Origin of the sequence: Caballeronia sp. INML3B (assembly GCF_023631305.1) — a bacterium.
Lineage (GTDB): Bacteria > Pseudomonadota > Gammaproteobacteria > Burkholderiales > Burkholderiaceae > Caballeronia > Caballeronia turbans.
The window spans coordinates 1-20,294 of record NZ_JALQDI010000040.1; the positions used below are offsets into that span (position 1 = coordinate 1).

At 64.0% G+C, this 20,294-nt stretch carries 21 protein-coding genes and 1 pseudogene; 11 read left to right on the forward strand and 11 right to left on the reverse strand.

Going from position 1 to position 20,294, the window contains the following annotated elements; genetic code table 11:
* Window positions 1–135 precede the first annotated feature (135 nt).
* Complete coding sequence (locus tag NCS58_RS15480) at window positions 136–294, forward strand: hypothetical protein (protein WP_250538628.1); 159 nt, start codon at window positions 136–138, stop codon at window positions 292–294.
* 230 nt (window positions 295–524) lie between these two features.
* Here NCS58_RS15480 and NCS58_RS15485 read toward each other — a convergent pair whose 3' ends face one another.
* Entirely contained in the window at window positions 525–929 is a 405-nt protein-coding gene (locus tag NCS58_RS15485) for a DUF6232 family protein (protein WP_061118208.1), read from the reverse strand.
* A 218-nt stretch (window positions 930–1,147) separates the two neighbouring features.
* On the opposite strand from NCS58_RS15485, the gene NCS58_RS15490 reads away from it, so the two are divergent.
* On the forward strand, window positions 1,148–1,441 hold the full coding sequence (locus NCS58_RS15490; RefSeq protein WP_061118207.1) for a helix-turn-helix transcriptional regulator: 294 nt from the start codon (window positions 1,148–1,150) through the stop codon (window positions 1,439–1,441).
* Window positions 1,442–1,496: 55 nt separating this feature from the next.
* Window positions 1,497–2,558 carry an alkene reductase gene (locus NCS58_RS15495; protein WP_061118206.1) on the forward strand — a complete coding sequence of 354 codons (1,062 nt, stop codon included), beginning with the start codon at window positions 1,497–1,499 and terminating at the stop codon, window positions 2,556–2,558.
* A gap of 355 nt (window positions 2,559–2,913) precedes the next feature.
* On the opposite strand, the gene NCS58_RS15500 is transcribed toward NCS58_RS15495, so the two are convergent.
* Window positions 2,914–4,110, reverse strand: coding sequence for a porin (locus tag NCS58_RS15500; protein ID WP_061118352.1), 1,197 nt, complete (start codon window positions 4,108–4,110; stop codon window positions 2,914–2,916).
* Window positions 4,111–4,349: 239 nt separating this feature from the next.
* On the opposite strand from NCS58_RS15500, the gene NCS58_RS15505 reads away from it, so the two are divergent.
* Window positions 4,350–4,718, forward strand: coding sequence for a nuclear transport factor 2 family protein (locus NCS58_RS15505; protein WP_061118205.1), 369 nt, complete (start codon window positions 4,350–4,352; stop codon window positions 4,716–4,718).
* Window positions 4,719–4,727: 9 nt separating this feature from the next.
* Here the strand turns inward: NCS58_RS15505 and NCS58_RS15510 are convergent, their stop codons facing one another.
* The 3 genes and pseudogenes from NCS58_RS15510 to NCS58_RS15520 form a co-directional block, all read right to left on the reverse strand.
* The gene (locus NCS58_RS15510) at window positions 4,728–5,843 is read right to left on the reverse strand and encodes a succinylglutamate desuccinylase/aspartoacylase family protein (protein WP_061118351.1); all 1,116 of its coding nucleotides are present in this window, start codon (window positions 5,841–5,843) and stop codon (window positions 4,728–4,730) included.
* A gap of 194 nt (window positions 5,844–6,037) precedes the next feature.
* A complete protein-coding gene (locus tag NCS58_RS15515) occupies window positions 6,038–6,832 on the reverse strand; it encodes an ABC transporter substrate-binding protein (RefSeq protein WP_061118204.1) in 795 nt (264 codons plus the stop codon).
* A 202-nt stretch (window positions 6,833–7,034) separates the two neighbouring features.
* A pseudogene (locus NCS58_RS15520) lies at window positions 7,035–7,528 on the reverse strand (EmrB/QacA family drug resistance transporter); the annotation flags it as partial.
* 217 nt (window positions 7,529–7,745) lie between these two features.
* Between NCS58_RS15520 and NCS58_RS15525 the strand changes: the two are divergent.
* Window positions 7,746–8,642, forward strand: coding sequence for a hypothetical protein (locus tag NCS58_RS15525; protein WP_061118202.1), 897 nt, complete (start codon window positions 7,746–7,748; stop codon window positions 8,640–8,642).
* Here the strand turns inward: NCS58_RS15525 and NCS58_RS15530 are convergent.
* Window positions 8,632–9,366 carry a TetR/AcrR family transcriptional regulator gene (locus NCS58_RS15530; RefSeq protein WP_061118201.1) on the reverse strand — a complete coding sequence of 245 codons (735 nt, stop codon included), beginning with the start codon at window positions 9,364–9,366 and terminating at the stop codon, window positions 8,632–8,634. The two genes, NCS58_RS15525 and NCS58_RS15530, sit on opposite strands and share 11 nt — an antisense overlap.
* Window positions 9,367–9,540: 174 nt before the next feature.
* On the opposite strand from NCS58_RS15530, the gene NCS58_RS15535 reads away from it, so the two are divergent.
* From NCS58_RS15535 to NCS58_RS15545, 3 genes are read left to right on the forward strand one after another with little or no spacing between them, the layout of a single operon-like run.
* On the forward strand, window positions 9,541–10,722 hold the full coding sequence (locus NCS58_RS15535; RefSeq protein ID WP_061118200.1) for an isovaleryl-CoA dehydrogenase: 1,182 nt from the start codon (window positions 9,541–9,543) through the stop codon (window positions 10,720–10,722).
* 10 nt (window positions 10,723–10,732) lie between these two features.
* Window positions 10,733–12,340, forward strand: coding sequence for a carboxyl transferase domain-containing protein (locus tag NCS58_RS15540; protein WP_061118199.1), 1,608 nt, complete (start codon window positions 10,733–10,735; stop codon window positions 12,338–12,340).
* Between the two features lie 17 nt (window positions 12,341–12,357).
* A complete protein-coding gene (locus tag NCS58_RS15545) occupies window positions 12,358–14,361 on the forward strand; it encodes an acetyl/propionyl/methylcrotonyl-CoA carboxylase subunit alpha (protein ID WP_061118198.1) in 2,004 nt (667 codons plus the stop codon).
* Here NCS58_RS15545 and NCS58_RS15550 read toward each other — a convergent pair.
* Window positions 14,351–14,878, reverse strand: coding sequence for an OmpA family protein (locus NCS58_RS15550; RefSeq protein WP_061118197.1), 528 nt, complete (start codon window positions 14,876–14,878; stop codon window positions 14,351–14,353). The genes NCS58_RS15545 and NCS58_RS15550 overlap by 11 nt on opposite strands.
* Window positions 14,879–15,055: 177 nt before the next feature.
* Here NCS58_RS15550 and NCS58_RS15555 point away from each other — a divergent pair, with 177 nt between their 5' ends.
* Complete coding sequence (locus NCS58_RS15555) at window positions 15,056–16,144, forward strand: AI-2E family transporter (protein WP_061118196.1); 1,089 nt, start codon at window positions 15,056–15,058, stop codon at window positions 16,142–16,144.
* 20 nt (window positions 16,145–16,164) lie between these two features.
* On the opposite strand, the gene NCS58_RS15560 is transcribed toward NCS58_RS15555, so the two are convergent.
* The 3 genes from NCS58_RS15560 to pcaH form a co-directional block, all read right to left on the reverse strand.
* Entirely contained in the window at window positions 16,165–16,470 is a 306-nt protein-coding gene (locus NCS58_RS15560) for a DUF2288 domain-containing protein (RefSeq protein ID WP_061118195.1), read from the reverse strand.
* 88 nt (window positions 16,471–16,558) lie between these two features.
* Entirely contained in the window at window positions 16,559–17,167 is a 609-nt protein-coding gene (gene pcaG, locus NCS58_RS15565) for a protocatechuate 3,4-dioxygenase subunit alpha (protein ID WP_061118194.1), read from the reverse strand.
* A gap of 6 nt (window positions 17,168–17,173) precedes the next feature.
* Window positions 17,174–17,875, reverse strand: coding sequence for a protocatechuate 3,4-dioxygenase subunit beta (gene pcaH, locus NCS58_RS15570; protein ID WP_061118193.1), 702 nt, complete (start codon window positions 17,873–17,875; stop codon window positions 17,174–17,176).
* A gap of 115 nt (window positions 17,876–17,990) precedes the next feature.
* Here pcaH and pcaQ point away from each other — a divergent pair, with 115 nt between their 5' ends.
* Entirely contained in the window at window positions 17,991–18,929 is a 939-nt protein-coding gene (pcaQ, locus tag NCS58_RS15575; protein WP_061118192.1) for a pca operon transcription factor PcaQ, read from the forward strand.
* Window positions 18,930–19,130: 201 nt separating this feature from the next.
* Window positions 19,131–19,499: a response regulator gene (locus NCS58_RS15580; protein WP_250477331.1), complete on the forward strand. Its 369-nt coding sequence runs from the start codon at window positions 19,131–19,133 to the stop codon at window positions 19,497–19,499.
* A 7-nt stretch (window positions 19,500–19,506) separates the two neighbouring features.
* Here the strand turns inward: NCS58_RS15580 and NCS58_RS15585 are convergent, their stop codons facing one another.
* Window positions 19,507–20,220, reverse strand: a complete 714-nt coding sequence (locus NCS58_RS15585) for a 1-acyl-sn-glycerol-3-phosphate acyltransferase (RefSeq protein WP_061118190.1) — start codon at window positions 20,218–20,220, stop codon at window positions 19,507–19,509.
* Window positions 20,221–20,294 lie beyond the last annotated feature (74 nt).

Here is a 20,294-nt window from a genome sequence, read left to right on the forward strand (position 1 = left end):
CCCCCAGGGGGGGGGGGTTTTGGGGGGCCGCCAGGCGGGCGGGCCCCCACGGGGCGGGTGGGGGGGCGGGGGGGGGCGGGGGGGGGGGGCGGGCGCCCCCCCCCCCCCCCCCCCCCCCCCGCGGCCGAGCGTTGCGTGAGGGAAATGTGCGGTGAGCGTGCCGATGACGTCGTTGATGTCTTCGCTGTCGGTCTCGACATGGAGCGTCGTGCAGTCGTGAAGACGGCTCGTCTCGACGACATACGCCTGCGCACGCGCGCCGAATGCATACGCGAGGACTTCACGCGCGGCTGACGAGTCGAGTCCCGGAACGGTCAGATCGAAGGCGACGCAACGACGCGTTTCGCGGCGGCGTGGCGAGCCGCCGCTGAGCGTATGGGGAAGGCCGGCTGAATCGGATGTGCGGAGGTCCATCGATGTAAGCCGTCCGATGACGGCTCGTAGTGGCAACGCTTGCACTGTAGCGTCGCGCGCCTAAAGGCCGGGCTAAAGTGGTGCGCCGCCGTATAAACGCCGTATCAAGATCACGCTTGCGGCTTGGCCGCCGCGCTTGCCGCGTGTTTCGCGACTGCCTCGCCGACGAGCGCCGCCACCTTGTCCGCGAATTCCTGATCCTTCGTGATGAGCACTTCGCGCTCGCCGTCGGGCGTCGCGACTATCAACTGATAGATCACGTCCTGCGTGATCCACGTGAGATAACCCACCACGGTGGTCATCACGCCCAGCACGAGCGCCGCACCCGAGCCGGTGATGATTCCCGCCCCGAGCGCGACGAGGCCGAGCAGCGCAATGATGACGGGCAGCGGCTTCTGGCGCGGAATCATCACGACGCGCGCGGCGCGCAAATCGCGCAGCGGAATCATCTGACCCGACGCCGACAGGCCGGCGCGCGAGAGCGTGACGCCACGTTCGTTGAAAGGAGTATCCATAAGGTTTCGTAGTTTCTTACGGCCGGTGAAACCCGGGAGCGTACCAGACCGTGCCGGGCGGCGGCAGTTACTGACAACGCGCGGAGCGACTTCTGACAATATTCTGCACGACGCTCGTCATGTCACGATTTGCATATCGTGAATTTACGATATATACTTCGCCGCAAGACGATTCGAACAACCTGTGCGTTCCAATCGTCAGACGCACGAGCAACGAAATGGACATCGACGCAATTCACAAGGCCCTCGCCAACCCCCTTCGCCGCGAGATTCTCGAATGGCTGAAGGAGCCCCAGCAGCATTTCCCTGATCAGGAACTGCCGTTGTCGCATGGCGTCTGCGCGGGCCAGATCGATGGGCGCTGCGGCATGTCGCAGTCCACTGTTTCCGCGCATCTCGCGACCTTGCAAAAAGCCGGACTCGTCACCACGAAGCGCGTTGGACAGTGGGTGTTCTTCAAGCGCGACGAAGCGGTCATCCAGGCGTTCCGCGATTCCATTCGGAATCTCTGAGTTTTGCTTACCGCACGGTGAAAGTCTTCTTTCAACTTCATTAGGACACCAATTCATGTCGACACTCTTCGATCCGCTCAAGCTCGGCGCACTCACGCTCAAGAACCGCATCATCATGGCGCCGCTCACGCGTCAGCGCGCGGGCGTCGAGCGCGTGCCCAACGCGCTGATGGCGCAGTACTACGCGGACCGCGCAGCGGCGGGTCTCATTCTCAGCGAGGCGACCTCCGTCACGCCGCAAGGCGTCGGCTATGCGGACACGCCGGGCATCTGGTCCGACGAACAAGTCGAAGGCTGGAAGCTCGTGACGAAGGCCGTACATGACGCGGGCGGCAAGATCTTCCTGCAGTTGTGGCACGTAGGCCGTATCTCGGATCCGGTCTTCCTGAATGGCGAGCTGCCGGTGGCGCCCAGCGCGATCGCGGCCGGCGGGCATGTGAGTCTCGTGCGTCCGCAGCGTCCGTACGTGACGCCGCGCGCGCTCGAACTCGATGAAATCGCCGGTGTCGTCGCGGCATTCCGCAAGGGTGCGGAGAACGCGAAGCGCGCGGGCTTCGACGGCGTCGAAGTGCATGGCGCGAACGGCTATCTGCTCGACCAGTTCCTGCAGGACAGCACCAACAAGCGTGCCGACGCTTACGGCGGTTCGATCGAGAATCGCGCTCGTCTGCTTCTCGAGGTCGTCGATCAATGTATCGATGTGTGGGGTGCGGATCGTGTCGGCGTGCATCTCGCGCCGCGTGCGGATTCCCACACGATGGGCGACAGCGATCGCGCCGCGACGTTCGGTCATGTCGCGCGTGAGCTCGGCCGCCGCAAGATCGCGTTCATCGCGGCGCGCGAGCATGAAGCAGCGGACAGCCTCGGGCCGCAATTGAAGAAGGCGTTCGGCGGCGTCTATATCGCCAACGAAGGCTTCTCGAAGGCAAGCGCCGAAGCGATCATCGCTCGCGGCGATGCGGACGCGGTCGCGTGGGGCAAGCCCTTCATCGCGAATGCGGATCTCGTGCGCCGCTTCGAACTCGACGCAGCGCTCAACGACTGGGATACGTCGACGTTCTATGCGGCCGGTGCCGAGGGCTATACGGATTATCCGTTGCTCGAAACGGCGGAATAAGACGCCTGGCAGTCTGCGTCCCGATGTGAGAACAGCGGCTTCGGCCGCTGTTTGCTTTTTGGGATCGTGAAAGCATGGATCGATAAAAATTCCGCGTAGTCAAGATTGCGAATTAAGGTAAGTGCGCGTCGTTCGTCGCAGCGTACCGGACGATCTTCGACCCAGGAAGGGCCCCGAACGAACCACGGGGGAGAAGAGCTTTCGCGGCTTCAGCCTCGGCGCGGTGACGGCGACCTTGCTCGCGGCCATCGCCATGGACGATCACAAGGCCAGGCAAGAAAGGCAAGTAATCGCGCGAAGCAAAAAAACGGGCCGCTCGACGCGGCCCGATTCATGTCGGCCGAGCGGCCGAGGCTTAGAACTTGTGGCGGATGCCGACGCGGAACGCGAGCTGGTTGTTTTCGCCCAGTCCCGACGTGCCGAAGTAGCTCGACGACGACGAACCGATCGACGCCTGATTCTCGACGCCGTTGTTCGACCCCGACGCCTTTTGATAGACCGCGAGCGCGTACACGTCGGTACGCTTGCTCAACGCGTAATCGAAGCTCGCGTCGATCTGGTGCCAGTGGCCCTTGAAATTGTCGTACAGGTCCATGTAGGTATAGCCGAGACCGGCCGTCATCGCGGACGTGAATGCGTACTTGCCGCCGATGTCGAACGCGTTCAGGCGCGAGCTCGAACCGACGATCGGCTCGAAGCGCGTGTTCGTCCACAGGCCGAAAACCGTCGCCGCGCCGAACGCGTAGTTAGCGCCGATGCCGAACGTGCGCAGATCCTTCGCGTTGTTGGTCGTCCCGGTCGTGTTGATGTTGGCGATCGTGGAGCTGAATGCCGGCGTCGCAGCCGTCGGATAACGAATGTCCGTGTACGCCGCACCGATGCCGAGCGGGCCGGCCTTGTAGTTCAGGCCGAAGCTGTAAGCGCGCGACGAGCCCTGGGTCGTCGTGGTCCCGACCGTCGTGTTGGGCGTGCCCGCGAAGGCGCCGGCCGTGTTCGAGAAGCCGTACATCGCGCCGAACGTGAAGCCGTAGAAGTTCGCGCTCGAGAACTTGACCGCATTGTTGATGCGGCTCGACGTCAGCTGGTCGAAGTCGTTCATGTGGTACGCGTAGTTACCCGCGACGGTCTGGCCGCCGATCGCATAGTTCGAGCCGAGGTAGTCGGTGCTGAAGCTGTACTGACGACCGAAGGTCAGCGAGCCCACGTTGTTCTGCGCGAGACCGACGTAGGCCTGACGGCCGAATTCCGCGCCGCCCTGACCGAGCGTGCCCGTGCCGCTGTTGAAGCCATTCTCCAGCGTGAAGATGGCCTTCAGGCCGCCGCCGAGATCCTCGGCGCCTCGCAGGCCCCAACGGCTGCCTTGCGCGACGCCGTCGTCGTACTTGACGAGGGAATCGCCGGCGCGCGTCGGGCTCGCGGAGCTGTTGTTCACATAGCTGATGCCGGCGTCGATGATGCCGTAGAGGGTCACGCTGCTTTGCGCGTGGGCGGAGGTGGCGGCGAGGGCGGCAAATGCGGCGAGCGCGGCGGTCGCCAGGAGGTTCTTCTTCAAAACAAGCTCCGTGAGTTGGTTCGCGGTGTGGTTGTTGACGGTGTCTGCGGTGCGTCGCGCTCTGACGGCGCGTGGCGGCGACGGGCGCAAATGTAGCGATCGCTGAAGAAAGAAATGTGACACTGCTTGCAACCCGCTTGCGGTGTGTCGTGTGTGCAACACGGCTGGTGAAACATCGCCGCTTGTGCATCCGGCAGGTCCGATGCGATGCTCACGGTTCCGTCACCGCGAGCGAAATCATGGACGAGCAAGGAATCCGCGAACTGGAGGAGCGCCTGAAGAAGGCGATGGTGGCGTCGGACGTGGACGCGCTCGATGCGCTATTGGCCGACGACCTGAGTTTCGTCGATGCGACCGGCAAGGTGTGGACCAAGGCCGACGACCTGAATGGGCATCGCTACGGCATGCAGCGTATCGAGAAGCTGGATGTCGAAGAACAGAGCGTGCGCGTGTACGGTGCCTTTGCCGTCACGGTGACGCGTGTGGCGCTTTCAGGGACCTTCGCGGGCGCCCCGTTCGCGGGCAGCTTGCGCTACACGCGAACGTGGGGAGACATCGGCGGCGGGTGGAAGATCGTGGCCGCGCAATGCTGTCTTGCGCCGTTCTGACGCAAGCGCTTACGCCGACAACAGCGAGCCCGTCCGATAAGCCTTCGCGCCCGCGATGCGCGCCACTTCGAGCCCCGCGGTCGCGAAACGCGTGATGTGCCGCGCGTACATCACGCCCGAGGTCGTGCATTTGAGCGTGGTGACGGTGTCGGTGAGCGGATCGACGATATCGGCGATCGGCGCGCCCGCTTCGATGAACGCGCCCACTTCCGCACGGAACACGAGTACGCCGGACGCCGGCGCGACGATCGGCTCGGCGCCTGCGAGCGGCGTCGCCGGATGCACGAGCGGCGGCTGCTCCGGCACGGGCGCATCGATCACGCCGCGATGGATCAGATAGTTGACGATCGCCCGCGCGTCCTTTTCGGCGAGCTCGTAGGAGACATCGTGCTGGCTGCGCAGCTCGACCGTCACCGAGATGCCGCCGTTCTCGATCGGGAAACGCTCGCCGTAACGCTGGCGCAGATCCGACCAGCAGAAGCTGTGGATTTCATCGAACGGATTGCCGACCGAATTCAGCGCGAGCAGCGAAGCCTTCGCATCGAGATAGCGGGCGAGCGGCTCGACTTCGTTCCAGATGTCCGGGTTCGTGTAGAGATGCAGCGCGGCGTCGAGATCGCAGTGCAGATCGAGCACGACATCGGCGTCGAAGGAGAGCTTCTGCAGCGCAAGGCGTTGCGATTCGAGCTCGGTGTGCGGCGTCTGTTCGTCGAGCGCTTCCTTCATCGCGGCGCGCACCGCGAGCTTGTTGGCGCCGGCGTCCTTCCCGAGGCGCGCTTCGATCCGCGGCGCGATCAGCGCGGCGAGATCGTAGAAATTCCGATTGAAGTTGTGACCGCTGTTGGTCTCGAAGCGGCCCATCAGCGTGCCGTGCAGATGCTGCGAGAGGCCGATCGGATTCGGCACCGGCACGATGACCACTTCGCCGCGCAGCTTCCCCGCTGCCTCGAATTCGGCGAGCAGGCGCCGCAGACGCCACGCGACGAGCATGCCGGGCAGTTCGTCCGCGTGCAGCGAGGACTGGATATAGATCTTCTGGCCGCCACCGGGGCCGTAGTGAAAACTCGTGATGGTGCGGGAAGTGCCGAGCGTCGGCGAAATCAGGGGATGAGTTCTGGTTTGCATGTTGGTCGCGCGCACGCGAATGCGCGGGTCTTGCCTCTGGGAATTGCCGGGCGCCGCGGTGTCTCCGTCCGTCGGCGTCCTACCGGACGTTCGATCTTAGCCGAAATCGGCGCGGCGGGCCTCCAAAAGGAAAACGGGCTCCGCGCCCTTGAGCGCGGAGCCCGTTTCTCAGCCGGTCGGCGTGAGCGTGAGGCTTAGCCGCCGTACACGTCGAAGTCGAAGTACTTCTTCTCGAGCTTCTTGTAGGTGCCGTCCTTGATGATGTCGGCGATCGCCTTGTCGATCTTCGCCTTCAGGTCGGTGTCTTCCTTGCGCAGACCGATGCCCGCGCCGTTGCCGAGCGTCTTCGGATCGTCGATGTTCTTGCCGGCGAAGTCATAGCCTGCGCCGCGCGGCGTCTTCAGGAAGCCGATTTCGGCCTGCACGGCGTCCTGCAGCGCGGCGTCGAGACGGCCCGAAATCAGGTCGGCGTAGACCTGGTCCTGGTTCTGATACGGCGTGACCGTCACGCCCTTCGGCGCCCAGTAGGTCTTGGCGTAGGTTTCCTGGATCGTGCCTTGTTCGACGCCCACGTTCTTGCCCTTCAGGCTTTCAGCCGTCGGCAGAATGTTGCTGCCCTTTTTCGCGACGAGGCGCGTCGGCGTGTTGAAGAGCTTGCTCGAGAAGGCGATCTGTTCGGCGCGTTGCGGCGTCATCGACATCGACGAGAGCACGCCGTCGAACTTCTTCGCCTTGAGCGCGGGGATCATGCCGTCGAAATCGTTCTCGACCCACACGCACTTCGCTTTCAGGCGCGCGCAAATCTCGTTGCCGAGATCGATGTCGAAACCGACCAGCTTGCCGTCGGCACCCTTCGATTCGAACGGAGGGTAGCTTGCGTCGACGCCGAAACGAATCGTCGAATAGTCCTTCGCAAGCGCCGGCGTGACGGCGGTGAGCGACGTGGCGGCGAGAAGGGACATCGTCAGTGCCGCGAGCAGTTTCTTCACTGTTTTAACTCCAGAAGGTGGTCAGTTCAGCCCGGAAGGTCTCGTATCCGGGCGTCCGGCGCGTCGATGAGCGCCGGAGCATGGCATTCCGCGGATCGTGTCCGCTCAGAATCGGCAGAAGGTTACCAAGCCAAAATAGTTCGGGAGCTAGTAAAAGCCCGGATAGCAGGGCTTTAGAGCTTTTCTTCGCGTTCCTTTTCCATCAGCGCTTCCTGAGCGGATGGTCCTTCAGGAACCACGATAGCGCGAAAGCGATGAGCGCAATGCACGCGGCGACGAGATAGACCGTGTGCATCGAGCCCGCGAACGCGTGCAGGTAATCGTCATGCAACGCGGCCGGCAGATGCGCGACCGCCTGCGGTCCGAGCGATTGCGGCAGCTCGGTGCCCGGCGGAATCAGCGTTTCGAGGCGAGACCGCAAGCTGTTTGAAAAGATCGCGCCGAATGCCGCCACGCCGACCGAGCCGCCGATCGAGCGGAACAGTGTCGCGCTGGAGGTCGCCACGCCCGTCAGCCGGAACTCGACGACGTTCTGCACCGCGAGCACGAGCACCTGCATCACCATGCCGAGCCCGAGGCCGAGCAGCGCCATGTAGATGTTCATGACGGCGAGCGGCGTGTCGAGGTCGAGCGTCGAGAGCAGCAGCATCGCAGCGAGACGAGCGCCGTGCCCATGATCGGGAAGAAGCGGTATCGAACGGGCGGGAAAGATCAGGGACGACCGGAGTCTTCGTGTTCATTGCGCCGGCGATGCTGATCGTGATGGCGGCGATTGGCTTCATGGGGCCGCCAACGCGCGATCTCGCGCTGGAGAAAATCTCGCGCTAGGCGCAAAAAGCGCGCGATGCTGTGAGTCAGCCTCCCGTATGCCAAAATCCGCAGAACGTACCCAATCGGCGGCCAATATTCGAATATGTCCGATACGCTCAACACACTCGAAGCAGATCATGCGATGCGCAACTGGACGTACCGGTCGATGGGGACCATTCCGATCGGTTCGGACCTGCACAAGCGCATGTTCTGCGAGATGCTGCTGACGACACACAATCCGTACAAGCCCGCTGTCATCGACTGGCCGAAGCTCGATCCCGCCGCGCTGAAGCGTGTGACTTCGCTGCCGATCTGGGATATCGCCGTTCAGACCGAGGGGCGCGCGTCGATTCGCGTCGCGACCTACGCGGGCACCGTCGCGGACCCCCAACTGCGGGAAGCCTTGCGCATGAACGGCGGCGAAGAAGCGCGGCACAAGCTCGTGCTCTCGAAGCTGGTCGAGGCGTACGGCATCGCCCTTGCGCCGGAGCCGCCGTATCCCGCGCCCGCCGATGCGCTGCGTGCATGGATGCTCACGGGCTACAGCGAGTGCATCGACAGTTTCTTCGCGTTCGGGCTTTTCGAGGCGGCGCGGCAATCGGGATATTTCCCCGAAGCGCTCGTCGAAACTTTCGAGCCGGTCATTCAGGAAGAAGCGCGGCACATTCTGTTCTTCGCGAACTGGGTCGCGTGGTATCGGCGCAGCCTGCCCTGGTATCGCAAGCCGTGGTTCCTGGCGAAGACCGCGAGCGTCTGGTTCTCGCTGATCCGCGACCGCATCTCGCTCGCGCGCGGCTTCGACAAGAGCGGTGCGGCGCAGGACGTGAACTTTCCTGCGAATGTCGGCGATTCGGTGGCGGGTGACGTATCGGTTCGCTCGTTGATCGAACTGTGTCTCGCTGAAAACGATCGCCGGATGGGGGGCTACGACGCGCGGCTTTTGCGCCCGACCACCGTGCCGAAGCTCGCGCGCTTCGCGTTACGCTTCATCAGGAAGTAGGCTTCTCTCGCGCGGCGCTCGTTTCAAAGCGCCGCGACGCTTCCTCCACGTCTTGCCGGAACTGCGCGAGCGCCGCCAGTTGCGCATTCGGCGGCTGTAGCGCCGTCCACAATACTTCCACCAGTTCGTTCGCCGTCGTCTCGATCTGAGTCTGACTCAGACGGCGCTTGGCAAGCGTCGCATCCCACAGCACGTGCTCCATCGGGCCGAATACGAGCGAGCGCAAAAGGCGCAACGGCAGGTCGCTGCGTACATGGCCGAGCGCCTGGCCGCGTGCGAGCACGTCCATCAGCGGCGCGGTATAGCGGCGCTGCAATTCCGTCAGCGTGTCCGACAGATCGTGCTGCTTGCTGCGGCCTTCGGACAGCACGAGCGCGCACAGCCCTGTTCCGTTCATGAGCATCAAGCGCATGTGCGTCCTGACGATGAACGCAAACTGCTGGCGCACCGAGCCGTCGCGCGGCAGGCCGGTCTCGAAAGCGTTGATGATTTCGTCGTACCAATCGGCGATCACGCGCGCGCATAGTTCGCGCTTGCCGCTGAAGTAGCTGAACACGGTCGCTTCCGAGATGCCCGCGCGTTGCGCGATCTCGGCGCTCGTCGCGGCGTCGTAGCCTTTCTCGGCGAACACGTCGCGACCCGCCTGGAGGATGTCCTTCACGCGCTGCTGCGATTTGACGCCGGCGGGCGCGCGGCGGCCGGTGGCGGTAGTTTGCGTCGACATTGGCGTGGGCCCGGAAAAATGAGCGTGCGAAATAAATGTGAGCGTAGCTCAAAAACCTATTGACGGCTAGCCGATTTGAGCGTGAAATTGCCTCATTCCGTGGTTTGCTGCCCTGTGTGAGTGAAACTCAAATTCAGGGCGCGCCGAAAACATCGCATCTGGAGGAGACGACTCATGAGCAACGTACCCGGACTGAATTTCGCGTTGGGCGAAGACATCGACATGCTGCGCGACTCGCTCGCCAATTTCGCGGCGAAGGAAATCGCGCCGCGCGCGGGCGAAATCGACCATAGCGACCAGTTTCCTATGGATCTCTGGAAAAAGTTCGGGGACCTCGGCGTGCTCGGCATGACCGTCTCCGAGGAATACGGCGGCGCGAACATGGGCTACACCGCGCATATGGTCGCGATGGAGGAGATTTCGCGGGCGTCGGCGTCGGTCGGATTGTCGTACGGCGCGCATTCGAATCTGTGCGTGAACCAGATTCATCGCAACGGCACGGAAGCGCAAAAGCAGAAGTATCTGCCGAAGCTGGTGTCGGGCGAGCATATCGGCGCGCTTGCGATGAGCGAGCCGAACGCGGGCTCGGACGTCGTCAGCATGAAGCTGCGCGCCGACGAAAAAGGCGATCACTACGTGCTCAACGGCACGAAGATGTGGATCACCAATGGCCCGGACTGCGACACGCTCGTCGTGTACGCGAAGACGGACATCGAAGCCGGTCCGCGCGGCATCACGGCGTTCATCGTCGAGAAGGGCATGAAGGGTTTTTCCGTCGCGCAGAAGCTCGACAAGCTCGGCATGCGTGGCTCGCATACCGGCGAGCTCGTGTTCGAGAACGTCGAAGTGCCGAAAGAAAACATCCTCGGTCAACTGAATGGCGGCACGAAGGTGCTGATGAGCGGCCTCGACTACGAGCGCGCCGTGCTCGCGGGCGGTCCGACCGGCATCATGCTCGCGTGCATGGACGCGGTCGTACCGTATATCCACGATCGCAAGCAGTTCGGCCAGGCGATCGGCGAATTCCAGCTCATTCAGGGCAAGGTCGCGGACATGTACTCCACGCTGCAGGCCTGCCGCGCGTATCTCTACGCTGTCGGCCGCCAGCTCGATACGCTCGGCTCGGACCACGTCCGCCAGGTGCGCAAGGACTGCGCGGGCGTCATCCTCTACACCGCCGAAAAGGCCACGTGGATGGCCGGCGAAGCCATTCAGGTTCTCGGCGGCAATGGCTACATTAACGAGTACCCGGTCGGTCGGCTGTGGCGCGATGCGAAGCTCTATGAAATCGGCGCGGGTACGAGCGAGATCCGCCGCATGCTGATCGGCCGCGAACTGTTCGCCGAGACGGCCTGAGGCGCGCGACATGACGATCATCGAATCGAAACTGAATCCGCGCGGCGAGGAGTTCCGCACGAATGCGGCGGCGCTCGAGGCGCTCGTCGCAGACCTCAAGGAGAAGGTCGCGAAGATCGCGGAAGGCGGCGGACAGGCCGCGCGCGATCGGCACGTGTCGCGCAACAAGCTGCTGCCGCGCGATCGCATCGCGCAACTGCTCGATCCGGGCACGCCGTTTCTCGAACTGTCGCAACTCGCGGCATACGGCATGTACAACGACGACGCCCCGGGCGCGGGCATCATCACGGGCATCGGGCGCATTGCGGGGCAGGAGTGCGTCGTCGTGTGCAACGACGCGACCGTGAAGGGCGGCACGTACTATCCCGTGACCGTCAAGAAGCATTTGCGCGCGCAGGAAATCGCGGAGCAGAACCGTTTGCCGTGCGTGTATCTCGTCGATTCGGGCGGCGCGAACCTGCCGAATCAGGACGACGTCTTCCCCGACCGCGATCACTTCGGCCGCATCTTCTACAACCAGGCGAACATGTCGGCGCAAGGCATCGCGCAGATCGCCGTGGTGATGGGCTCGTGCACCGCGGGCGGCGCGTATGTGCCCGCGATGAGCGATGAATCGATCATCGTCAAGAATCAAGGCACGATCTTTCTGGGCGGCCCGCCGCTCGTCAAAGCCGCAACGGGCGAAGAAGTCAGCGCCGAAGATCTGGGCGGCGGCGACGTGCATACGCGTCTCTCGGGCGTCGCCGATCATCTTGCGCAGAACGACGCGCATGCGCTCGGCATCGCGCGCAGCATCGTCGGCAATCTGAATCGCGTGAAGACGCCGACGCTCGCGTTGAAAGAACCGCTGCCGCCGCGCTATGACCCGCAAAGCGTCTATGGCGTGATCCCCGTCGATACGCGCAAGCCCTTCGACGTGCGCGAAGTGATCGCGCGCATCGTCGACGATTCCGCGTTCGACGAGTTCAAGGCGCGCTACGGCACCACGCTCGTTTGCGGCTTCGCGCATATCTGGGGCCATCCGGTCGGCATCGTCGCGAACAACGGCATTCTCTTCAGCGAATCCGCCCTGAAGGGCGCGCATTTCATCGAGCTGTGCGCGCAACGCAAGATTCCGCTCGTGTTCCTGCAGAACATCACGGGCTTCATGGTCGGCCGTAAGTACGAGAACGAAGGCATCGCGCGCAACGGCGCGAAGATGGTGACGGCCGTGGCCACGGCGAAGGTGCCGAAGTTCACGGTGATCATCGGCGGCTCGTTCGGCGCGGGCAACTACGGCATGTGCGGCCGCGCATATTCGCCACGCTTCCTGTGGATGTGGCCGAACGCGCGCATCTCGGTGATGGGCGGCGAGCAGGCCGCCTCCGTGCTGGCGACCGTGCGGCGCGACGGCATCGAGAAGAAGGGCGGCACGTGGTCGAAGGAGGAAGAAGAAGCGTTCAAGGCGCCGATCCGCGATCAGTACGAGGCGCAGGGGCATCCGTACTACGCGAGCGCGCGTCTGTGGGACGACGGCGTGATCGATCCCGCGCAAACGCGCGACGTGCTGGGCCTCGGCCTGGCGGCGACGATGAACGCACCCATCGAAGACACGCGCTTCGGCGTGTTCCGCATGTGACCCACGGATGTAATGCCATGTTCAACAAAATACTGATTGCGAACCGCGGCGAGATCGCGTGCCGTGTCGCGGCGACGGCAAAGCGCCTGAACGTGGGCAGCGTCGCCGTCTATTCCGACGCGGACGCGAAAGCCAAGCACGTCGATGTCTGCGATGAAGCGGTGCATGTCGGCGGATCGGCCGCGGCGGAGAGTTATCTGCGCATCGAGCGCATCGTCGAAGCAGCGAAGAAGACCGGCGCGCAGGCGATTCATCCGGGCTACGGCTTTCTGTCGGAGAACGAGGACTTCGCCAATGCGTGCGAGAAGGCGGGTCTCGTCTTTATCGGACCGCCCGTCGAAGCGATCCGCGCGATGGGTTCCAAGGCGGCCGCGAAAACGCTGATGCAGTCCGCTTCCGTGCCGCTCGTGCCCGGCTATCACGGTGACGATCAGGATCCTTCGCTGCTTCAGCGCGAAGCGGATCGCATCGGCTATCCGGTGCTTCTGAAAGCGAGCGCGGGCGGCGGCGGCAAGGGCATGCGTGTCGTCGAGAAGAGCGAGGACTTCGCGGCGGCGCTCGCATCGTGCAAGCGCGAGGCGGCGTCGAGCTTCGGCAACGATCGCGTGCTGATCGAGAAGTATCTGTTGCGCCCGCGTCACGTCGAAGTCCAGGTGTTCGCCGACAAGCACGGCAACGCGGTTTATCTCTTCGATCGCGACTGTTCCGTGCAGCGTCGCCATCAAAAGGTGCTCGAAGAAGCGCCCGCCCCGGGCCTTCACGACGAAACCCGCCGCGCGATGGGCGAAGCCGCGGTCGCGGCGGCGCGCGCGGTGAATTACGTCGGCGCGGGCACGGTCGAATTCATCCTGACGCAGGACGGCCAGTTCTACTTCATGGAGATGAACACGCGCTTGCAGGTCGAGCATCCGGTGACGGAGATGGTGACCGGGCTCGATCTCGTCGAATGGCAACTGCGCGTGGCGGCGGGCGAGCCCTTGCCGCTGAAGCAGGACGAGCTGAAGGTGCACGGCCACGCGATCGAGGCGCGCATCTACGCGGAAAATCCGTCGCGCGGGTTCCTGCCGTCGACGGGCACGCTCAAGCACGTGCGCATGCCGCACGCGGTCGAGTTCTCGATCGACGGCGACGTGCGCGTGGACAGCGGCGTGCGTCAGGGCGACGCGATCACGCCGTTCTACGATCCGATGATCGCGAAGCTGATCGTGCATGGCCGCGACCGCCGCGATGCGCTCGCGCGCATGGCGCGCGCGCTGGCGGAGTGCGAGATCGTCGGGCTCTCGACGAACGTGGAGTTCCTGCAACGCATCGTGAAGAGCGAGCCGTTCAGCGCGGGCGATCTCGACACGGGCCTGATCGAGCGTCATCACGACGCGCTGTTCGAGCCTACTCACGTCTCGCGCAAGAAAGGGCTTGCGCTCGCGTGCGCGGCGCTGCTCACGCGCGAGGGCGGCGAGGCGCATGGCCAGTCGCCGTGGGATGCGCTGTCGCACTGGCGCATGGCGGGCGGCTACAGCCAGGATTTGAACTGGCGTGCGCTCGATACGGACGAAACGCTCAAGGTCGTGTTCACGAAGAACGGCGACAAGCATTTGCGGTTCGATGACGAAAGCGCGCGCTTCGACTGGTCGCACAGCGGCGCGACGTCATTCGCGGTCCGGCTCGACGATGCGCTGATCAAGGGCCACGTCTTCACCGACGGCGACGTCTTCCACGTCTTCCACGAAGGCGCGGCGTTCCAGTTCGAGTGGCAGAACCTGATGGCCCATGCGGGCGATGCCGAGCACGAAGGCCGTCTCACGGCGCCGATGCCCGGCAAGGTGATCGCGGTGCTCGTGGAGGCGGGCGCGACGGTGACGAAGGGCGCGCCGCTGATGGTAATGGAAGCGATGAAGATGGAGCATACGATCGTCGCTCCGGCCACGGGCAAGATCGGCGAGATTCTGTTCGAAGTCGGCGATCAGGTCGCCGACGGCTCGCAGTTGCTCGTGCTGGAGGTGGAGCAGGCGGCTAGCGCTTGACCTTCGCGGGCGTGCCGAGCAGCGTCTCTTCGCTCTCGGCGCGCACCAGAATCTCCACACGGCGGTTCAGCGCGCGGCCTTGCGCCGTGTCGTTGCTGGCGATCGGCCGCTGCCACGCCATGCCTTTCGTCGCGATGCGCTCGGCCGGTACGCCGCGCGCGATCAACGCTTGTGCGACCGCCTGGGCGCGCGCATCGGAAAGCGCACGGTTATAGGCCAGCGTGCCCTGGTTGTCGGTATGGCCCTCGATCAAGATGGGGCGCATGCTGCGCTTCAATACTTGAGCCGCGCGATCGAGCAGCGGCGAATAGCCCGCGCGGATCGTCGATTCGTCGCTATCGAAGAGCGGTGCCTCGGGCAACCGCATCTCCACGCCCCCTTTGACCGGCAACATGATGATGCCGTTTTGCGCGTTCAACTGATCTTCCTTCGACCGGTTGAGGCCGCTGGAACATCCGGCGAGCAGTGCGAGCGACAAGCATGCGCCAGCCGTTGCGCGTGAGGCTATGTCCTTCATTTGCAAGATTCCTGCGTCGATGGCGAGTTTTGATTATGGGAGCGCGAAACATGCCTTTTGTAAATAAAGTGCATCACTGCGCGCATCGAGTGGAATGATTCGTGCGTGATTACAATGCTGGCGGGCGATTCATGTTCTGCCGACAATCGACACATCACGAAGAGGAACCACTCACTCATGGCGATCCAACCGCGCAACGATCCGACATCGGGCGCATCGGAACACACGCGCAAGATGCAGCGCGCCGCGTCGGCGGTGTTCTATGCGGTGCTCGTGCTGGTCGCGCTCTATACGGCGCGCACCTTCATTCCGGCGGTCGTGTGGGCGAGCGTGATCGCGATTGCACTATGGCCCGCGTTCGGCTGGCTCGAGCGCCGGCCGATGTTCAGGCGGCATCACAACCTGCTCGCCGTCGTGCTGACGGCGGCAATCGGCCTGTTGTTCGTCGTGCCGTTCTTCATCGTCGCGGCGCAGACCGCGAACGAAGCGCACGACATGCTCCACTGGTTTCACGAGGTATTGCGCACCGGCATTCCGATGCCCGCTTTCATCGAACATCTGCCGATGGGTTCGCAGCAGATCGGGCGCTGGTGGCAGGAGAATCTCTCCACCCCGCTCGAAACTTCGCCCGCCGTGAAGAACCTGCACGGCGCGAACGTCGTCGCGATGACGCGGCACTTCGGCGGTCGCGTGGTCCACGCCGTCGTCATCTTCGGCTTCATGCTGATGACACTTTTCTTCGTGTTTCTCGCGGGCTCGAAGCTCGGCGAGCAACTGCTCGCGGGCTCGCGCCGCGCGTTCGGCCCGGATGGCGCCGCGATCGTGCGGCGCATGGGCGAGTCGGTGCGCAGCACGGTGGTGGGTCTCGTCGTCGTCGGGCTGGGCGAGGGCGCGCTGCTCGGCATCGCCTATGCGGTGACGGGCGTGCCGCACGCCACGTTGCTCGGCATGCTGACGGCCGTCGCGGCGATGCTGCCGTTTTGCGCGCCGATCGTGTTTCTCGGTTCGGCGCTGTGGCTGCTTGCGCAGGGCTCGATGATCGCGGCGGCATGCGTCGCCGTGTTCGGGATGATCGTGGTGTTTGTCGCCGAGCACTTCGTGCGGCCCGTGCTGATCGGCGGTTCGGCGCGGTTGCCGTTTCTGCTCGTGCTGTTCGGCATTCTCGGCGGCGCGGAGACCTTCGGGCTGATCGGGCTGTTCATCGGCCCGGCGCTGATGACGATTCTCGTCGTGCTCTGGACGGATTACGTCGTCGACCGGAGCTAGCGCGTTTCGAGGCCGTGAAATCAGCCGCGTTCCTGCACGCAGACCCACGGCGAGAGGACGACGGCCCACAATTGCGGATCGCGCGCGGCGAGATCCGCAGCCGTCTCAGCCTGCATGCGCTCGATCAGCCCGGCGGCGAGCCATTGCGCGACCTGTTGCGTGTCGTCGGCGGCGAGGGATTCTGCGACGCTCACGAGATCGAGATCGCCCTTCACCCAGATGAGCTTGCCTTGCGCGAAGAAGCGCTCCAGTTCGGACCATCCGATCTGGGCGGTTTCACCGAGGAGCTTGACGTAGAGCGGGCTGGGCGTGGGAGCGTCGGACATGGAAGAAAGCGGATAAAAGACAAAAGGCGTCCGACACTATAGCGCAGTGCCGGACGCCTTTCGTTTCAAACAACTGCTGCGAGAAACTTTACAGATCGAAGAATACGGTCTCGTTCGGGCCGCGCAGATGGATGTCGAAACGATAGATCGTGCCCGACGAACCCGGCTTGCCCGACGCGCCCGCCTCGCGCTTCGCGATCAGCGTATGACGGCGCTCGGCCGGCACGCTCTGCAGCACGGCGTCCTTCGCATTGGCTTCGGTTTCGTCCTCGAAGTAGATGCGCGTGTACGCATGCAGCAGCATGCCGCGCATCAGCACGATGACGTCGAGATGCGGTGCGGAGTCATCGGCGGTCGCGCCCGGCTTCACCGTATCGACGATGAAGCGCAGCTTCGGATCCGTGCCCGTGCCCACGCGGGCAAAGCCGCGGAAGCCCGATTCGCGCGCTTCCTGCACGTTCTGCACATAGCGGCCGTTCGCATCGGCCTGGGCGACTTCGATCAGCGCGTCGTTGACGGGCTTGCCTTCGGCGTCGAAGACATTGCCGACGACGGCGATATGCTCGCCCGGCACTTCACGATCCGCCGCCGATGCGGTGAAGAGGCTCTTCAGATCGAAGTTGTATTGCTCGGGAACCAGGCCGTAAGCGAAGTACGGTCCGACGGTCTGCGAAGGGGTCTGTTTCAGCGTGGTCATGTTCGGTTACTCCGTCGGCGTTTGATCCGGGCCGCGCAGCACGATGTTGAATTCGTAGCCGAGCGCGTAGTTTTCCTGCGTCGTGTCGATCGAGAAGGAAGAGACGAGACGCTCGCGTGCATGCTCGGGAATGCCCTGGTAGATCGGATCGAGGTCGAGCAGCGGATCGCCGGGAAAGTACATCTGCGTGACGAGGCGCGAGCCGAAGTATTCGCCGAAGAGCGAGAAGTGGATGTGTTGCGGACGCCACGCGTTCGGGTGATTGCCCCACGGATACGCACCCGGCTTGATCGTCATGAAGCGATAGCGGCCTTCGTCGTCGGTCAGGCAGCGGCCCGCGCCGAGGAAGTTCGGGTCGAGCGGCGCGTCGTGCTGGTCGGCCTTGTGGACATAGCGGCCCGCGGCGTTCGCCTGCCACACTTCCACGAGCGTGTTGCGCACCGGACGGCCGCCCTCGTCGAGCACCCGCCCCGTCACGATGATGCGCTCGCCGAGCGGTTCGCCGTTCTTGGCGGCGTTGCGGGTGAGATCGTTGTCGAGCACGCCCAGATCGTCAGCACCGTAGACCGGCACACGTCGGTTGCGCAGATTTTCCTTCAGCGCAATGAGCGGCAAGCCCGGGCTGCGCAGGATCGACGACTTGTAGCCCGGCGACAGATACGCGGGATGGGATTCCCAATCGCGCGGTGTGAGGATGGGGGAGGTCATGTCGACTGTCTCCTGTATTTGTGGAAGTTGAATAGGATGTTTCTGACGGCTACTTTATAGAACGACGCAAGTTATGGAAAATGATGTTTCGTGCCATCTTGCATAACGGATCGTCATGGATACCGACTTCACCAACACCCGCGTCAAGTTCCGGCATCTGCAGTGTTTTCTTGCCGTCACGCAGCTCGGCAGCGTGCAGCGCGCCGCCGACAGCTTGTCGATCACGCAGCCCGCAGTCTCCAAGACAATCGGAGAACTCGAATCCATTCTAGGCGTACGGCTCTTCGAGCGCGGGCGGCGCGGCGCGGTGCCCACGCGCGAGGGGCGGCTCTTCGCGCCGCACGCGAGCGCGTGTGTCGCGTCCTTGCGGGAGGGCGTCGACATGCTCTTGCGCGAACGCGGCGACATGCCCGGGTCCATTGCAATCGGCATCTTGCCGACGGTCGCGCCCGTGCTGCTCTCGCCCGCGCTGATGTCGTTCCGGCAACAGTGGCCGGCGGTGTCGCTGTCCGTCTGGACGGATTCCAACGCGCTCCTCCTGGAGAAGCTCAAGGCGGGCGACGTCGATCTCGTCGTCGGGCGGCTGTCGGAGCCGGAGGCGATGCACGGGCTGTCCTTCGAGCAGATCTATCGCGAGCCGCTCGCCGTGGTCGTGCGCCGCGAGCATCCGCTGACGCTCGAGACGCCGCTCACGCCCGCCTTGCTCGCGCGCTTCGTGATCGTCGTGCCGCCGTTCGGCACGTTGATTCGTCAATCGGCTGAAAGCGTGCTGACGGCGTTCGGCGCGCATGCGCTGACGGCGCTCGTCGAAACCTTGTCGGTGTCGCTCGGGCGCTCGCTCGCGATGAACAACGACGCGGTGTGGTTCGTGCCCGCCGGCGCGGTGGAGCAGGACATCGCACTCGGGCTGCTCGCCGCGTTGCCGATGCCCTTCGCCGGCACCGACGAGCCCATCGGCCTGATTCGCCGCAACGACGCCGCGCGCACGCCGGTGGAAGAAACGCTCGTCGATGCGTTGCGCGAAGCCGGCCGATCGCGCGCCGGGAGCAAATGACCGGCGACGCCGGGCGGCGCGCAAGTTGCTGAGGCAGCATTTACCGCGCAGATTTCGCGCGGAAGAAATACTATGACGAAAGCGGCAGTACGAAGTGACTGCAACAAACGCCGATGGCGGCGGTCACATCCGAGGTTGTTCGCCGCCTCCGCCGTGGACACCCCATCGCACACACACGCCGCACTCGAACATGTTCGCAAGATGAAGACCGTACTGCTCGTCGACGACGACCCCGCCACCATCGAAGCCTGGACCCTCTGCATGCAAGGCGAGGACTGCACCGTCTTATGCGCGTTCGACGGCAACGGCGCGTTGACGATACTCGGGGAAGAGCGGGTGGACATCGTCGTGTCCGACTGGATGATGCCCGGCCTCGGCGGCGCGCTGCTCTGCCAGACAATGAAGAACGACGCGGCGCTCGCGCACATTCCCTTTCTGATGATTTCGGGGCATCCGAATCCGCCGGCTTTCGTCAGCTACGACGGCTATCTGCGCAAGCCCGTCGACATGGAGACGCTGATTTCCGCTGTCAATCGCCTGTGCGCCGCGAAGAAGCGGCCTCTGTATTGAGCGTCGTTCAACGCAATTCCGCCAGCGCCTCATCCATCTGGGACTGCGCGAGGCGGTTCAACTCCTGTGGAATCTCGCAATCGAGCGGCAGACAAGGCGTGACGATGACGCGGATATGCCCGCCGCGATCCGGCCAGCCCTTCGCCGGCCAGACCTTGCCCGCGTCATGCACGACGGGCACGACCGGCACCTTCGTCGCGCAGGCGAGGCGCACGCCGCCCGATGCGAGCTTGAGCGGCGCATCGTGCGCGACGCGCGTGCCTTCCGGAAAGATCACCACCGAATCGCCTTTCTTCAGCCGCGCGGCGCACTCGCGCGTCACGGCGGCGTGCGCCTGGCGGATCGATCCGCGGTCGAGGCTCACCATGTCGAGGCCGCGCAGCACCCAGCCGAAGAACGGAATATTCATGAGTTCGTGCTTGAACACGAAACTGATGCGCCGGGGAAAGAGCGCCATGAACGAGAGCGTCTCCCAGGTCGATTCGTGTCGCGACAGGATGATGCACGGCCCGTCGGGCAGATGCTCCAGTCCTTCGATCGAGCACGTGACGCCGGTGATGACGCGCATCATCCCGACCATCGCGCGGCACCAGAGCTTCGCGAGCCAGTAACGCCCGTTGCGGCCGACGAACGGAAACAATGGCAGGATCAGAATCGACCAGACGATGCCGCTGCCGAGCAAATAGGTTGCAAAGAGCCACTTGACGAAGGTGCGTCGCATCGGGATTCGTGAGATGACGGGAATGACGAACGGCGGGAATCCGCAAGCATAGCGTATCGGGCGAAATGCGCCGG